At 71.3% G+C, this 14,587-nt stretch carries 12 protein-coding genes and 1 riboswitch; of the genes, 4 read left to right on the top strand and 8 right to left on the bottom strand.

Annotated elements, in window-relative coordinates; genetic code table 11:
* Positions 1 to 70 precede the first annotated feature (70 nt).
* The 3 genes from thiD to ATL45_RS10305 form a co-directional block, all read right to left on the bottom strand.
* A complete protein-coding gene (gene thiD, locus ATL45_RS10315; RefSeq protein WP_093158509.1) occupies positions 71 to 937 on the bottom strand; it encodes a bifunctional hydroxymethylpyrimidine kinase/phosphomethylpyrimidine kinase in 867 nt (288 codons plus the stop codon).
* A gap of 172 nt (positions 938 to 1,109) precedes the next feature.
* A complete protein-coding gene (thiC, locus tag ATL45_RS10310; RefSeq protein WP_093158433.1) occupies positions 1,110 to 2,753 on the bottom strand; it encodes a phosphomethylpyrimidine synthase ThiC in 1,644 nt (547 codons plus the stop codon).
* Positions 2,748 to 2,869: riboswitch (TPP riboswitch) on the bottom strand. Its footprint overlaps the gene before it by 6 nt.
* Positions 2,870 to 3,542: 673 nt before the next feature.
* Entirely contained in the window at positions 3,543 to 4,124 is a 582-nt protein-coding gene (locus ATL45_RS10305; protein WP_093158430.1) for a peptide deformylase, read from the bottom strand.
* Positions 4,125 to 4,427: 303 nt separating this feature from the next.
* Here ATL45_RS10305 and ATL45_RS10300 point away from each other — a divergent pair, with 303 nt between their 5' ends.
* Together ATL45_RS10300 and ATL45_RS10295 are read left to right on the top strand one after the other, a co-directional pair.
* Positions 4,428 to 4,727, top strand: coding sequence for a DUF3263 domain-containing protein (locus ATL45_RS10300; RefSeq protein WP_246025814.1), 300 nt, complete (start codon positions 4,428 to 4,430; stop codon positions 4,725 to 4,727).
* Positions 4,727 to 5,362: a LytR C-terminal domain-containing protein gene (locus ATL45_RS10295; RefSeq protein WP_093158424.1), complete on the top strand. Its 636-nt coding sequence runs from the start codon at positions 4,727 to 4,729 to the stop codon at positions 5,360 to 5,362. The genes ATL45_RS10300 and ATL45_RS10295 overlap by 1 nt, the downstream gene beginning before the upstream one ends.
* Before the next feature lie 37 nt (positions 5,363 to 5,399).
* On the opposite strand, the gene ATL45_RS10290 is transcribed toward ATL45_RS10295, so the two are convergent.
* From ATL45_RS10290 to moeA, 5 genes are all read right to left on the bottom strand, one after another.
* Positions 5,400 to 7,601 (bottom strand): AAA family ATPase, encoded by a 2,202-nt coding sequence (locus ATL45_RS10290; protein WP_093158421.1) that lies wholly within the window; start codon positions 7,599 to 7,601, stop codon positions 5,400 to 5,402.
* Between the two features lie 111 nt (positions 7,602 to 7,712).
* Positions 7,713 to 8,633 carry a CDP-diacylglycerol--serine O-phosphatidyltransferase gene (gene pssA / locus ATL45_RS10285; protein ID WP_093158418.1) on the bottom strand — a complete coding sequence of 307 codons (921 nt, stop codon included), beginning with the start codon at positions 8,631 to 8,633 and terminating at the stop codon, positions 7,713 to 7,715.
* Positions 8,630 to 9,346, bottom strand: a complete 717-nt coding sequence (locus ATL45_RS10280; protein WP_093158416.1) for a phosphatidylserine decarboxylase — start codon at positions 9,344 to 9,346, stop codon at positions 8,630 to 8,632. The genes pssA and ATL45_RS10280 overlap by 4 nt, the downstream gene beginning before the upstream one ends.
* Positions 9,347 to 9,849: 503 nt before the next feature.
* Entirely contained in the window at positions 9,850 to 11,796 is a 1,947-nt protein-coding gene (locus ATL45_RS10275) for a M48 family metallopeptidase (RefSeq protein WP_093158413.1), read from the bottom strand.
* Between the two features lie 61 nt (positions 11,797 to 11,857).
* Positions 11,858 to 13,102: a molybdopterin molybdotransferase MoeA gene (gene moeA, locus ATL45_RS10270; protein ID WP_093158506.1), complete on the bottom strand. Its 1,245-nt coding sequence runs from the start codon at positions 13,100 to 13,102 to the stop codon at positions 11,858 to 11,860.
* Positions 13,103 to 13,281: 179 nt separating this feature from the next.
* Here moeA and ATL45_RS10265 point away from each other — a divergent pair, with 179 nt between their 5' ends.
* Positions 13,282 to 13,965 carry a TIGR00266 family protein gene (locus ATL45_RS10265; RefSeq protein ID WP_093158504.1) on the top strand — a complete coding sequence of 228 codons (684 nt, stop codon included), beginning with the start codon at positions 13,282 to 13,284 and terminating at the stop codon, positions 13,963 to 13,965.
* 417 nt (positions 13,966 to 14,382) lie between these two features.
* Positions 14,383 to 14,586 (top strand): cold-shock protein, encoded by a 204-nt coding sequence (locus tag ATL45_RS10260; RefSeq protein ID WP_093158410.1) that lies wholly within the window; start codon positions 14,383 to 14,385, stop codon positions 14,584 to 14,586.
* Position 14,587 lies beyond the last annotated feature (1 nt).

Here is a 14,587-nt window from a genome sequence, read left to right as displayed (position 1 = left end):
GTTTGTCGATGAGGCACACCATTCGGGTTACAGATCCGGGATGGAAATCACTCTATTAGGGGCTCGGGGGTCAGAACGAGCGCGGGCTGACGCGCCAGAAGGTCGACACCGGTCCGACCCCGGCCCCGAGCGGGTAGGCGTGCGAGACGCTGCGCGTGACGAACCGCTTGCCGCTGCGCACCGCGTCCGGCATCGACGCGCCCTTGGCGAGCGCCGCCGTGATCGCGGAGGCGAAGACGTCGCCCGCGCCGTGCGTGTGCACCGTGGCGTAGCGCGGCCCGGCCAGCGGGATGGCCTCGGAGCCGTCGAAGAGCAGGTCGATGCACTCGGGGTCGTCGGGCAGGTGACCGCTCTTGATCAGCACCCACTCCGGGCCGAAGTCGTAGATCGCCTTGGCCGCGTCCAGCAGGTCGGCGCGGGTGCGCGCGTCGATGCCGGTCAGCAGCCGCACCTCGTCGAGGTTCGGCGTCACCAGGGAAGCGCGCGGGAAGGCCTCGTTGCGCAGCGCGTCGAGGGCGTCCTTCCGGAGCAGCGGTTCACCGCTGCGGGAGGCGGCGACCGGGTCCACCACGAACGGCGTGCGCCCGCCGCGGCCGATGCCGTGGGCGTCGCAGACCTCCAGCACCGCCTCGATGGTCGCCGCGGAGGCGAGCACCCCGGTCTTGGCGGCGTCCACGCCGATGTCGGAGGCCACCGCGTCGACCTGCGCGGCCACGGTCTCCGGCGGGATCTCCACCAGCCCGGTGACGCCGACGGTGTTCTGCACGGTGACCGCGGTGACCGCCGTCATCCCGTGCACCCCGCAGGCGAAGAAGGCGCGCAGGTCGGCGTGCATCCCCGCGCTGCCGCCGGAGTCCGAACCGGCGATGGTCAGCGCGGTCGGTGGGGCGGTGTCGTGCGCGGGCCGTGCTTCGTGCTCCGCCGAGATCTCGTGCATCCACTCCATGCTACGGCCCCGCTCCTGCCGGTCCTCCCGGGTGCGAGCCGCCTCCGGTCCGCGATTTCAATGGAAATCAGACGTCCGATTTCCATTGAAATCGCGGACCCCTCCGGTGTGTCGTGGCGCGACACACCGGAGGGGGCGCGGCTCGGCGTTGAAACGCGGATCGTCAGTCGGCCAGCGGCAGGTAGACCTTGCCGCCGGTGCCCGCGAACTCCTCGGACTTCTCGCGCATGCCGGCCTCGATCGCCTCGACGCTGGTCAGGCCGCGTTCCTCGGCGAACCTGCGGACGTCCTGGGTGATCTTCATCGAGCAGAACTTCGGCCCGCACATCGAGCAGAAGTGCGCCGTCTTGGCCGGTTCCGCGGGCAGCGTCTCGTCGTGGAACGCCCGCGCGGTGTCCGGGTCCAGGGACAGGTTGAACTGGTCAGTCCAGCGGAACTCGAAGCGCGCCTTGGACAGCGCGTCGTCCCGCTCCTGCGCCCGCGGGTAGCCCTTGGCCAGGTCGGCGGCGTGCGCGGCGATCTTGTAGGTGATCACGCCGGTCTTGACGTCGTCCCGGTTGGGCAGGCCCAGGTGCTCCTTGGGCGTGACGTAGCAGAGCATCGCGGTGCCCGCCTGGGCGATCATCGCCGCGCCGATCCCGGAGGTGATGTGGTCGTAGGCCGGTGCGATGTCGGTGGTCAGCGGCCCGAGGGTGTAGAACGGCGCCTCACCGCACAGCTCCTCCTCCAGCCGCACGTTCTCGGCGATCTTGTGCATCGGCACGTGACCGGGGCCCTCGATCATCACCTGCACGTCGAGCGCGCGGGCGATGTGCGTGAGCTCGCCGAGGGTCTCCAGCTCGGCGAACTGCGCGCGGTCGTTGGCGTCGGCGATGGAGCCGGGCCGCAGGCCGTCGCCGAGCGAGAACGTGACGTCGTACTCGCGCAGGATCTCGCACAGCTCGCTGAAGTGCGTGTACAGGAAGCTCTCCCGGTGGTGCGCCAGGCACCAGGCGGCCATGATCGAGCCGCCGCGGGAGACGATGCCGGTGACGCGCTGGGCGGTCAGCGGCACGTAGCGCAGCAGCACGCCGGCGTGCACGGTCATGTAGTCCACGCCCTGCTCGCACTGCTCGATCACGGTGTCCCGGTAGATCTCCCAGGTCAGCGCGGCCGGATCCCCGTTGACCTTCTCCAGCGCCTGGTAGATCGGCACGGTGCCGATCGGCACCGGCGAGTTGCGCAGGATCCGCTCGCGGGTCTCGTGGATGCGCTTGCCGGTGGACAGGTCCATGACGGTGTCGGCGCCCCAGCGGGTGGCCCACACCATCTTCTCCACCTCCTCCTCGACCGAGGAGGTCACCGCGGAGTTGCCGATGTTGGCGTTGACCTTCACCAGGAAGTTCTTCCCGATGATCATCGGTTCGCTCTCCGGGTGGCACCGGTTGGCCGGGATCACCGCCCGGCCGCTGGCCACCTCGTCCCGGACGAACTCGGGGGAGACGCCCTCCCGCGCGGCGATGTACTCCATCTCCCGCGTGATGGCGCCGGACTTCGCCCAGCCCAGCTGGGTCCGGTGCTCCCGCCCGTCGGTCCAGCCCGCTCGCATCCGGTGGAGTCCGCTGTGGACGTCCACGGTGGCGTTCTCGTCGGTGTACGGCCCGGAGGTGTCGTACACGTCGAGGTGCTCGCCGTTGGTGAGCTCGATGCGGCGGAATGGCACTTGCAGGCCGGATTCGGTGCTGCGGAACACCTTTCGCGAGCCGCTGATGGCCCCGGTGGTGATCTCGCTGCCGTTCTCGGACGCGTTCGGACGCACGTCGGCCACTGCCAATCCACTCCCTACGCCGGCATTACCCGGTCAGGTTCATGCGGTCGGCGGCCCCGGAATTCTCCAGCCGCCCTCTCAGCCCGCTCTTGGTGCGAGCTCCCGCGGTGTTCGTTTGTCGCTGCCCGAGGCTAGCCGCACCCCTGCGGACTGCCAACCCCCGTTCACCCCGATGCCCCAGCGCAGCCCGCTGAACAGGGAAAATGCGGGCCACCGGAACTGATGGTCACTTTGCGTGCGCGTAGTGACCGCGAACGGTGAAGTAGCGGTGGGGCGTGCGCGACCACAACCCGATCGGGACACCTGACGAGGGGCGGTGAACCTCACGCGATTTCGATTGAAATTGCCTGACTGCGCACTGCAGGTTTCCTCGGGACGTCGGCAATTTCGATTGAAATCGCTGCACGCCTCAAGGTGACCACGTGCCGCTTTGAGCCCGACGCAAACCCCGTACGCCGCCGCACTGCGTCTCGCAGGGTTCGACCGGTATCACCGCCGGAGGCTCGGTGGTGATACCGGGGAGACCTCGTCATCGATGGATGTCGTCGGGTCCGGGGCCGGGTTGGGTTCACAGCGGTAGGTGGTCGCTTTGCGTGGTGCAGCGATTTCAATCGAAATTGGCGACGTTCTCGACGAACCCTGCGGTTGGGGACGCAGCCAATTTCAATTGAAATCGCGTGAGGTTCGGCGCCGTTCCCTTGGACACCGAGGTCTTCTGTTCGGTGCCGTTCCCTTGGACACCGAGGTCTTCTGTTCGGCGCCACTCCCTTGGGCGCCAAGGACTTCTGATCAGTCCTCGTCGTCGGCGAAGGGGTCTCCGTGCTCGGCCGGGTCCCAGGTCAGGCCCGGCACGCCCCAGCCGTTGCGCTTGATCATCTTCTTCGAGGCGCGCTTGTGCCTGCCCACCAGCCGGTCCAGGTAGACGTAGCCGTCCAGGTGGTCGGTCTCGTGCTGCAGGCAGCGCGCGAAGAACCCGGTGCCCTCGACCTCGACCGGCTTTCCGTCCACATCGGACCCGGTGACCTTCGCCCAGCTCGCCCGGCCGGTCGGGTAGGACTCGCCGGGCACCGACAGGCAGCCCTCCCAGTCCTCGTCCGGGTCCGGCATCCCCTCCGGGATCTCCGAAGTGGTCAGCTCCGGGTTCACCACCACACCGCGGTGCTGGACGCCCTCGTCGTCGGGGCAGTCGTAGACGAACAGCCGCAGGTCCACCCCGATCTGGTTGGCCGCCAGCCCGACGCCGTTCGCCGCGGCCATCGTCTCGAACATGTCCTCGACGAGGGTGCGCAGATCGTCGTCGAAGTGCTCCACCGGGCGCGTGGGGTTGTGCAGCACCGGGTCGCCGAAGACGCAGATCGGGTGAACAGCCATGACCGCGACTTTATCGGCAACGCCGTCCGCCGCTGCCGGGGTGCTCTTTTCCGGTAGCCCAGCGGTGTGATCCGCGCACCCGTGATTGGTGGGCATGGTGTAATCAAGGGGGGAATCACAGCCGTGTGATTCCGCGAACGCGCCGAAGGCCCGGATCGCGAGGCGAGGAGTCGGATGGACGCCGCCCAAATGCTGACCGCCCAGGAGATCGCTCGCCAGTGCGAGCAGCTGGCGCGCGGGCAGGAGCAGCGTGGAACGCCGGAGGGGCGGCGGTTGCGGGCTGTCGAGCCGGTGGCCGAGCCGGTGGCGGCTCCGGCGCCCGCACCGGAGCCGGAGCCGGAGCCGTCCGGCGAGCTCACGAACCGGGAACGCGGTGTGCTGGCGTTCGAGTCGCAGTGGTGGAAGCGCTCGGGTGCGAAGGAGCAGGCGATCCGGGAGCTGTTCGACATGTCGCCGTCGCGCTACTACCAGGTGCTGAACGCGCTGCTGGACAGTCCTGCAGCTTTTCGGGCTGACCCTATGCTGATCAAACGGCTGCGCAAGGCACGGGCGGCGCGGCAGCGCGAACGGGCCGCTCAACGACTGGGAATCGAGTTGCACTGATGACTTCAGGGGAATCCGCCGGACCCGCCAAGGCCAAGCTCATCGGCTTCGGGCTGATCGGGGCCGGTGTGATCGCGGGCGCCATCGGCATCGCCACGCTGGTCTCCGGCGGCGACGCGCCGAACTCCGCCCAACCGCTGCCCCCCGAACCGGGGAACTACCCGGCCAAGTCGTCGCTGGTGCAGCAGCCCCCGCCGCCGGCCGCCACCGAGCCGGTCCAGCAGCCCGAGAACCCGCCTGCACCGCTGCCCTCACCGGAGGAGCAGAGCAGCCAGCAGGTGCCTCCGCCGCAGCAGCAGCGACCCGACTCGCCGGGCGGTTCCGGCCAGCAGGCCGAGGTGGTCGTGGTGCGGGTCTACAACAACAGCACTATCAGCGGGCTGGCGCACCGCGCCGCGGAGGACTTCCGCCGCACCGGCTACGACGTGCCGGAGGTGGGCAACTACTCGGCGGGCCTCATCCCGACGACGACGGTCTACTTCCGCCCGGGCACCCCGGAGGAGGCCCAGGCCAAGCAGCTCGCGGCCCGCTTCGGCGCCCGCGTTGAGCCCCGCTTCGACGGCATCCAGGACGCGACCCCGGGCCTGATCGCCATCATCACCAACGACTACAAGGGCCCGATCGACGCCAAGTAACCCGATCGGGCAGCCCACCGCGCCTCCCGCGTGGCGGTCAGGTGCGGTGGGAGTGGGCGTAGGACTCCAGGGATGCGAGTTGGGCCGGGTCCAGGGAGGGGCGGACCGCTTGGCGGGCCGTGGTGAGGTGGGTTGCCGAGACCTCGGCCGCGGCGAGGGATTCGCGCATCGCCGTGAGGGCCGCCTCCCGGATCAGGGCAGCGCAGTCGGCCGCTGAGTAGCCGTCCAGGTCGGCCGCCAGGGCCGGGATGTCCACATCGGACGCCAGCGGCGTGTTCCTCGCCGCGGCTCGCAGGATCGCCTCGCGCGCTTCCGCGTCCGGCGGCGGCACGTAGACGAGGCGCTCCAGTCGGCCGGGGCGCAGCAGGGCCGGGTCGACCAGCTCCGGGCGGTTCGTCGCGCCGAGCACCACCACGTCGCGCATCGGCTCCACGCCGTCGAGCTCGGTCAGCAGCGCGGCCACCACGCGGTCGGCCACGCCGGAGTCCGAGGACTGGCCGCGGCGGGGCGCCAGCGCGTCCACCTCGTCAAGGAACACCAGCGCCGGAGCGGCGTTGGCGGCGCGCAGGAACAGCTCGCGGACGGCGCGTTCGGACTCGCCGACCCACTTGTCCATCAGCTCCGCGCCCTTGACGGCCAGCACGTTCAGCCGTCCGCTGCCCGCCAGCGCGCGGACCAGGAACGTCTTGCCGCAGCCCGGCGGCCCGTACAGCAGCACGCCGCGCGGCGGCGCCACGCCGAGCCGGGTGAACGAGTCCGGGTACTGCAGCGGCCAGAGCACCGTCTCGGTGAGCGACTGCTTCACCTCGGTCATGTCGCCGACGTCGTCCAGCGTCAGCCCACCGGTCTGCAGGTTGTCCGATGTGGACATCGAGATCGGCCGCACCGAGGCCAGCGCGTCGACCAGGTCCTGCTGGCGGATGCGCGGGTCGGCGGTGTCGTCCCGGTGCCGCAGGGCGGCTCCGACGGCGGCTTCGCGGCACAGCGCGACGAGGTCGGCGACGACGAACCCCGGGGCGCGCTCGGCGATCTCGGCCAGCTGCACGTCGTCGGCCAGCGGCGCGTTGCGCAGCAGCACCCGCAGCAGGTCGGTGCGGGTGGCGTCGTCCGGGAGGCCGAGCGTGAGCTCCCGGTCGACCAGGCCCGGTTCGCGCAGCCGAGGGTCGATGGACTGCGGCTGGGAGCTGGTGACGACCACGGCGAGCCGGTCGGAGCCGATCGCGGCGCGGATCGCGTCCAGCGCCACGGTGGCCAGCGGCGGCGGTTCGGTGCCCGGCAGCAGACTCTCCACGTCGGTCAGCAGCAGCACGCGGTTGCCCTGGGCGCTGGTGGCGCGGTTGATCGCGTCCTGCAGGCGCTTCGCGGCGGCGCCCGGTTCGAGCGCTGCGACGCTCGGCGCGGACAGCTCGACCAGCTCGGCGCCGATGTCGGCGGTGACCGCGCGGGCCAGCGTCGCCTTGCCGACCCCGGAGGGCCCGCTGAGCAGCACGCCCAGGTGCGGTTCGGCGCCGAGGCGGCGCAGCAGGTCGGGCTGGTCGAAGGCCAGGCGCAGCCACTCGCCGAGCCGCTTGGCGGTGTCGCGGGAGCCGACCAGATCGGCGACCGGGACCACCGGTTCGCTCGGTTGCTCCACCGGTGCGGGCGGTGCCGCGACCGGTGCGGCGGCGGGCTCCGGACTGCCGCCGTCCCGCCATTCGACCACTGTGGACGGACGTACGGCGACCGCGCCCGCCGGTTCGGTGGCGGCGATGGTGATCAGCTCGTTGGTCCAGGTCATGCCGATGGCGGTGGACAGCTTGCGGCGCACCTCGACGGCGTTGCCGGTGGTCGTGGGCGCCACGTCCTGCGGCAGCAGCGAGACCGAGTCGCCGGTGCCGAAGACCTTGCCGGTCAGCGCCAGCCGCAGCGTCTCGGGAGCGACGGTGGCCCGTGCGATCCGCGAACCGGCGATGACCACCCGCTGGGCCGCGCTGACCTGCACCGGAGCGACGCCGACCTCGGCTCCTTCGGCCAGCCCGAGGTTCATGAGCGCGACGTCGTCGAGCAGCACCACACCGGTCGGGCTGCCGACCGCGGCAGCGGCGGCGAGCGCCACGGTCACCCGCGCCCCGGTGAGCTGCACGGCGTTCCACGGCCGCAGCCCCAGCGCATCGAGCACTTCGGGGTGCAACCGCACCACCCCGCGCCGAGCGTCTTTGGCGGAGGGCGAAACCCGAGCGGTCAGCGTTATCGACGACACGCCGCGAGCTTAACCGCGCTCCACCGCCCCATCAGCGTTCCGCGATTTCAATTGAAGTCGTGTGTCCAACTTCAATTGAAATCGCGTCATCCAGGGCGACGGGAGGTCGGCTCAGCGGTTGGTGTCGTTGCGGTCGCGGCGAAGCTCCAGGCGCCGCCAGCTGCGGCGGGGGCCGTTCGGGTGGCTGTAGCGGCGTCGCACGCGCCGCGCCGCACCCGCCACGCTGCGGCGCAGGGGCGGGCGGAGTCCGGTGCGACGGCGGATCGCCCGCCGCTCGCGCGGCGGTGCCTCCCAGGCCTCCGGGTGGTTGGCCAGCCAGTGGTGCCGGTAGACCGCGTAGGGCACGTGCACCAGGTAGACCACCATGGCGATGGCCAGCGAGATCAGCGGGAACATGATGATCGCGGCGGCCAGCAGCGCCACCAGCACCAGCAGCGGCGCGACCAGTCGCGGCGGCACCTTGACGGTCTTCAGCGACAGCGTGGGGACCCGGCTGACGGCGAGCGCGGCGATCAGCACCATCCAGATCATCACCACGGTCTGGTCCGCCCACCAGCCCGGGTGGCCGAAGTGCGCGGTGATGATGAGCGGCAGCAGCGCGAGCAGCCCGGCCGCCGGGGCGGGCACCCCGACGAAGAACTCCTTGGCGTACGGCGGCTGGTCGGCGTCCTCCAGCAGCGTGTTGAACCGCGCGAGGCGCAGCACCATGCACGCCACGAAGATCAGCGAGGCCACCCAGCCGAGCCGGTTGTCCTGCAGCTGCCAGGCGTAGAGCGTCAGCGCCGGTGCGACGCCGAAGGACATCGCGTCGGACAGCGAGTCCAGCTCGGCGCCCATCTTGGAGGTGGCGTCGAGCAGGCGGGCGATCCGCCCGTCGAGGCCGTCGAGCACCGCGGCGACCGCGATGGACCCGATGGCGCCGGGCAGGTTGCCGGTGAGCGCGAACTGGACCGCGGACAGCCCGGCGCACATCGCCAACACGGTGATCGCGTTGGGCAGCAGCCGGACGCCGGGAGTGGTCCGCATGCTCATGAGTTGCCCTGGGGCAGCTCGGCGAGCGGCGTCTCGCCGCCGATGGTGCGCTGGCCGGGCTCGACCAGGATCCGGCTGCCCGCGGGCACGTAGAGGTCCACGCGGGAGCCGAAGCGGATCAGCCCGTAGGTGCGGCCCGCGGGCAGCTCGTCGCCCTCGGCGACCGAGCAGACGATGCGCCGGGCCACCAGGCCCGCGATCTGCACCACGGCCACCCGGGTGCCGTCCGCGCCGCGGATGACCATCGAGTTGCGCTCGTTGTCCTCGCTGGCCTTGTCCAGGTCGGCGGAGAGGAACTTGCCCGGCCGGTAGGCGATGGTCTCGATCCGCCCGGCCAGCGGGATGCGCTGGACGTGCACGTCGAAGATGGTCAGGAACGCGCTGATCCGGATCATCTGCTCGTCGCCGAGGCCGAGTTCGGCGGGCGGCACCGCGGGCTCGATGTGCGAGACCGTGCCGTCGGCCGGGGCCACCGCGAGGCCTTCGCGGCTGGGCGTGGTGCGCGCCGGTTCGCGGAAGAACCACGCGCACCAGGCGGTCAGCACGCCGCCGAGCACGCCGGCGGGGCGCCAGATGCGGCGCAGCAGGAAGGTCGCGGCGGCGGCGCCGAGCACGAACGGACGGCCGGCCGGGTGCATCGGCGGGATGGTGTCGCGGGCCAGGCCGGCGAGGTGGGCCAGCGGGCTCTTCTTCGGTTCTTTCGCGGTGCTCATCGAGGTGCTTCGCCCCTGCGTCGGCGGGTCCTTGGTGCGGCCGCGCGGTCACCGGTCCCGCAGGTGTTCGGGTCCGGTGGCCGGTGCCGTGGTCGGTACAGCATCTCGGACGCCTCGGGCCAACTGACGCCAGGGGGCGTAGTTGATCAAGAACAGCCAAGCTGACCTGCGCATATGGCGCGGTGGAATGGTACCGCTGGGTTGATCCCGAAGTCACCCGACAGGGTGAGAAGAAGAAACAGGGACCGTTCGGCGGCTCCCCGTAGTCGCCGAACGGCCCCTGCTCGCGCGGGTCCGTGCGCCCCCCGACGGCGCACGGCCCTCGAAATGTCCGCCGTCACCGGGCAAGCAGTGGTGTTCAGCGGACGTCTAGTAGATGCGTCTGCGCGACTGTTCGTTACGCGGGTTTCAGTGTAATTGACGTCACACAAACTCCGTAGCCGCTTTCGGAGGATACTCGCGGCCCGTTACATGACTGGGAGTGATCAACTTGCTGCTCGGGCTCACTCGATAGCCGCAATCGGTTCTTCGACGTTCATTCGCGCGCCCATCAGCTCGCCGAGCCCCCGGTACGGGTCGCCGTGCTCCACTCCGTCGGCGCTGCTGCGCAGCACCAGCTCGGACGCGCCGTCCTCGTCGCCGCGCACCAGACCGTCGTCCAGGTCGGACACCGCGTACTCGTCGAGGTACAGCTCCAGCGACAGCGACCAGCCCGCGCGGTCCTGGTCGAGCCGGGCGCTGGCCACGTCGCGGCTGTCCACCCACTGCGCGCCGGAGCGCTCGCGGAGCTCGCCGACCGGCGTCGCGGCCAGCTCGCCGAGCTGCTCCAGCTCCGCCTCGCGGAACCGGGCCAGGGTGCCGGCCAGCAGCCGCTTGGTGGTGCTCGCCGAGCTGGGCAGCAGCACCAGCCCGCGGTCGGTGACCAGCAGGTCGTAGCTGCTGCCCGCGCACTGCACCGGGCTGACGATGCCGGCCAGCTCCGGCTCCGGCTCGGCCGCCGGGCGGCGCGCGTGGTTCAGCGGCACGCCCAGGTTGACCAGCGCGCGGTGCAGGCCGGGGATCAGCCGGGGGTCGACGACCGCGGGCCGCACCAGCCGGTCGGCGTCCAGCGGTTGGCCGTTGGCCAGCCGGACCGGCGGCGGGCCGCCCCAGTCCAGCTCGTGGTGCGCGCGGCGCGCGCAGACCAGCGCGTCCACCACGACGCAGCCGAGCAGGTCGACGAGGGTGTCCTCGGCGGCCTGGTCGATGAGCTCCGGGCTCAGCCCGGGGTTGAGCACCGGGTTGATCAGATCGCGGCCCTGGCCGCGGTGGATGGCCGCCAGCACCCCGGCGATGGACGGCTCGATCGGCAGCCCGCTCTGCTCCACCGCGGAGCTGAGCAGCGCGGCCTGCTCGGCGACGTGCGCGGCACCGGCCCGCTGCGCCAGCTCTGGCCACGGCAGCCGCTGGTCGAGGCCGTCGACCAGCAGCCGCTCCTCCAGTGCGGGCACGCTCTTGCGCGGGTTCTTCAGCACGGCGAACGCGGGCCGCTCGTCGACCTCGCGGTCGCCGGTCTTGATCCGCTTCATCGCCTCGATGCGCCTGCGGGTGCGCGGCTCCTCGGCGATGGTCTGCTTGGCCCGTTCGGCCAGCCGCGGCTTGCGCGCCGGGTGGGCCATGAAGTTGCGGAAGCCCACCAGCACGTCCGGGGCGTGGCCGATCGCGGTGGCCATGCTCAGGTACTCCTCGGCGTACTCGCGCCAGCCGATCTCGACGGCCACCACCTTGCGCAGCGCGAGCACCGCGGTGCGGGTCCCGGCCTCCCGGACGGCGACCGCGTCGGCGGCCAGCTCCAGGTCTTGCGCGGTGGTGGCGGCGACCGCGGTGAACGCCCGCGCGTACCCGTTGAACAGCCACTTGGTCGGCCCGCCGGTGAGCCCGGCCGCGGTGCGCTCGACGCTGGCCGACGTGCGGTAGGCGAGCACGGTGAGCCGGTTGCGCCCGGTCAGGCGGCCGATCTCGCGGGCCATCGCGGCCCGCAGCTCGCTGACGTTGAGCGCCGCCAGCAGCGGCAGCCCGAGCTCCAGGTACCGGGTGCGGGTGCGCAGGCCGAGCAGCGCGGTGTCCTCGCGGACCACCACCACCGGCTCGGAGGTGATCCGGATCTCGTCGGGCTCGGGGGCTTCGGCCGAGGCGGCGATGGAGTTCGCCATCCGCCACAGCTGGGGTTGCTCCGAGCGGTCCAGCAGCACACCGCGGGCTCGCACCCGCGAGCGCAGCACGGCGCGCAGGCCGACCGCGAACAGGGCGCCGACGACCAGCGCCGCCGCGGCGGCTTTGAGCCCGCTGGTCCGGTCGTAGCGGAAGGTGACGACAGCGATCGAGAGCAGGCCGAGGACCAGCGCGATCGGGGCGACGAAGAAGGCGATGTGCAGCGCCAGTGCTAGGGCGGCGCGCCAGGGGCCACGCACGTGCAGAACTCCGGAGGGTGGGCGGGACGGTGGTGCAGTCTTCGCGACGTTGCCGGATCCGTCAATCCAGCAGCATCACGTCCACTGTGGACTCCGCGGCGAGTTCGGTGACGCCCTCGGGGATTTCCAGCAGGCAGTTCGCCTGCGCGAGCCCGGCGAGCAGGTGCGAACCGGGCGCGCCCTGCAGGCCGACGGTGCCGGTGGCCGGATCGAACCGGCCGCGCCGGTACTGCCGCCGGTCGGTGGGCGCGGTGAGCGGTTCGGTCAGCACCGCCCGGCGCACCGGCCGCCGCGTGGTCCGGTGCCCGGCGGCGGCGAGCAGCGCGGGGCGCACGAAGACCTCGAACGACACCATCGAGCTGACCGGGTTGCCCGGCAGCGTCACCACGGCCATCCCGCCGCGGTAGCGCCCGCAGCCCTGCGGCATGCCCGGTTGCATCGCGACCTTGGTGAACTCGACGCCCTCGCCGGTCAGCGCGTCCTTGACCACCTCGTACGCACCCGCGCTCACCCCGCCGGAGGTGATCAGCAGGTCGGTGCTCGCCAGGTGCGGGGCGAGCGCCTGGTGGAAGGCGTCGACGTCGTCGGGCACGAACCGCAGCAGCGTCGCCTCGCCGCCGGCCTCGCGCACCGCGGCGGCGAGCATCAGGCCGTTGGACTCGTAGATCTGCCCGGGCTGCAACGCCGTGCCGGGCTCCACCAGCTCCGAGCCGGTGGACAGCACGAGCACCCGCACCGGGCGGTGCACGGGCAGCTCCGCGGCGCCGATCGCCGCGGCGACGCCGAGCTGAGCGGCTGCGAGAGTGGTGCCTGCGGTGAGCACCGTCGCGCCAGCGGTGACGTCCTCGCCCGCCCGGCGCACGTGCGCTCCCGGCTGCACCGAGGCGAACGCCCGCACGTGCTCGGTGCCGCGGTCGGTGCGTTCCACCGGGATCACCGCGTCCGCGCCCGGCGGCATCTGCGCGCCGGTCATGATCCGGTGCGCGGTGCCGGGCTGCAGCGGCGGCACGTCGATCCGGCCGGCCGGGATGTCCTCCTGGACCGGGAGCTCCACCGGCCGCTCCGGGCTCGCGTCGACCAGGTCCACCGAGCGGACCGCGTAACCGTCCATCGCGGAGTTGTCGAACGGCGGCAGCGAGATCGGCGCGACCAGGTCCTCGGCCAGCGCGTGCCCCAGGCAGTCCGCCAGCGGCTTGACCAGCACCGGGGTCGGCTGCAGCAGCGCCGCGACTTTCGCCTGGTGGTCGGCGACCGCGGTCAGATCGGGTGTTCCGGTTCCGTTCGGCACGCCCCGATCATCGGCCATCACCACCCCCGCTGTCGCCACTGGCGTGTGAATCGACACCGGATCCTGCCGTGGCAGACTCGTTCGAGCGCGTTCGGACCGGTCCGGTCATCGCGGTGCGCGTGTTCGGGGAACCGCAGGCCGGTGGCTCGTGCGCGGCGCCGGTCGAGCCGAGCGCCGTCGAACACGGGGAGGTATTCGTGCAGGTTCGGACCCGCCACACGCCGTCCTTCGGGGTGGCCAGGTTGATGCTGGCGCCGGGCGAACCGGTGCAGGTCGAGAGCGGCGCGATGCTCGCGACCAGCTACGGGATCACCGTCGACGCCCGTGCTCAGGGCGGCTTCCTGAAGTCGCTGGCCCGCGCTGCGCTGGGTGGCGAGTCGTTCTTCGTGTCCACCTTCACCGCGCCGCAGCAGGGCGGCTGGGTGGACGTGGCGCCGAACCTGCCCGGCGACCTCAACGTGCTCGAACTCGACGGGCGGGTCGGCTGGTGCATCACCAAGGGCTGCTGGCTGGCCTCGGCGAGCACCGTGCAGCTGGACACGCAGTGGGGCGGGTTCAAGAACCTCTTCGGCGGCGAGGGCGGGTTCATGACGCACGCCGCGGGCCAGGGCCCGATGGTGGTCTCCTGCTACGGCGCGCTCGACGTGGTGACCCTGCAGCCCGGTGAGTACGTCACGATCGATACCGGTCACGTGGTGGCTTATGCCGATACGGTGCAGAGCCGTTTGCGGCAGATGAGCCAGGGCGCGATGCAGTCGCTCAAGAGCGGTGAGGGCCTGGTCTTCGATTTCGCCGGGCCGGGGCAGATCCTGACTCAAACTCGCAATCCGCGGGGACTCGTCAGCTGGCTCCAGGCAAATGGTCTCGGAGCCCGCTCCTGACCGGACCGGGCGCTCGGCGCAATCGGCTGTTCGGGTGATGGCGAAAGTCGGAACCTAAAACCGAATGGGGTGCCTGCTCCGTTCGGGAAAGACCGGGTCGGCGCCATTCCGCCAACCGGTGCAGTGCGCGGGCCACGACCTGCGCGGACGGCCCGGTATCGGCGGAACGCCGAGGTCGACGGCCCGTCCGCCGCTCCGCTCCGGCGAGTGCTTTCGCTCTGGGCGGAATGGATTGGTGCCGTTGGGGGAACATTGCGGCGGGATAACGGACGGTGTCCGGTTGCGGCACCCGTTCGGCCCAGCCGTTAACGGAAAAGTTGCATTGCCGAACCCGCGACGAGACCCGAATTCGGGGGTAGTGTGGCCGTTGCTCCAGCGGCGTTCGCGCCGTGCATCACTTTTCATGAGGAGGACGCCGTGGCGGTCGGCACGGTCAAATGGTTCAACTCGGAGAAGGGCTACGGATTCATCGCAACGGACGGTGGATCTGATGTGTTCGTCCATTACTCCGCCATCGACATGTCGGGTTTCCGCACCCTTTCCGAAGGAGATCGGGTGCAATTCGAGGTGAAGGCGGGGCGTGACGGCCGCACCCAGGCTGACGGGGTCCGCAAGGTCTGAT

This window comes from Saccharopolyspora antimicrobica, assembly GCF_003635025.1.
GTDB classification, from domain to species: Bacteria; Actinomycetota; Actinomycetes; order Mycobacteriales; family Pseudonocardiaceae; genus Saccharopolyspora; species Saccharopolyspora antimicrobica.
The sequence above is the reverse complement of the archived record's forward strand: the minus strand, read 5'-3'. Positions and strand labels throughout refer to the sequence as shown.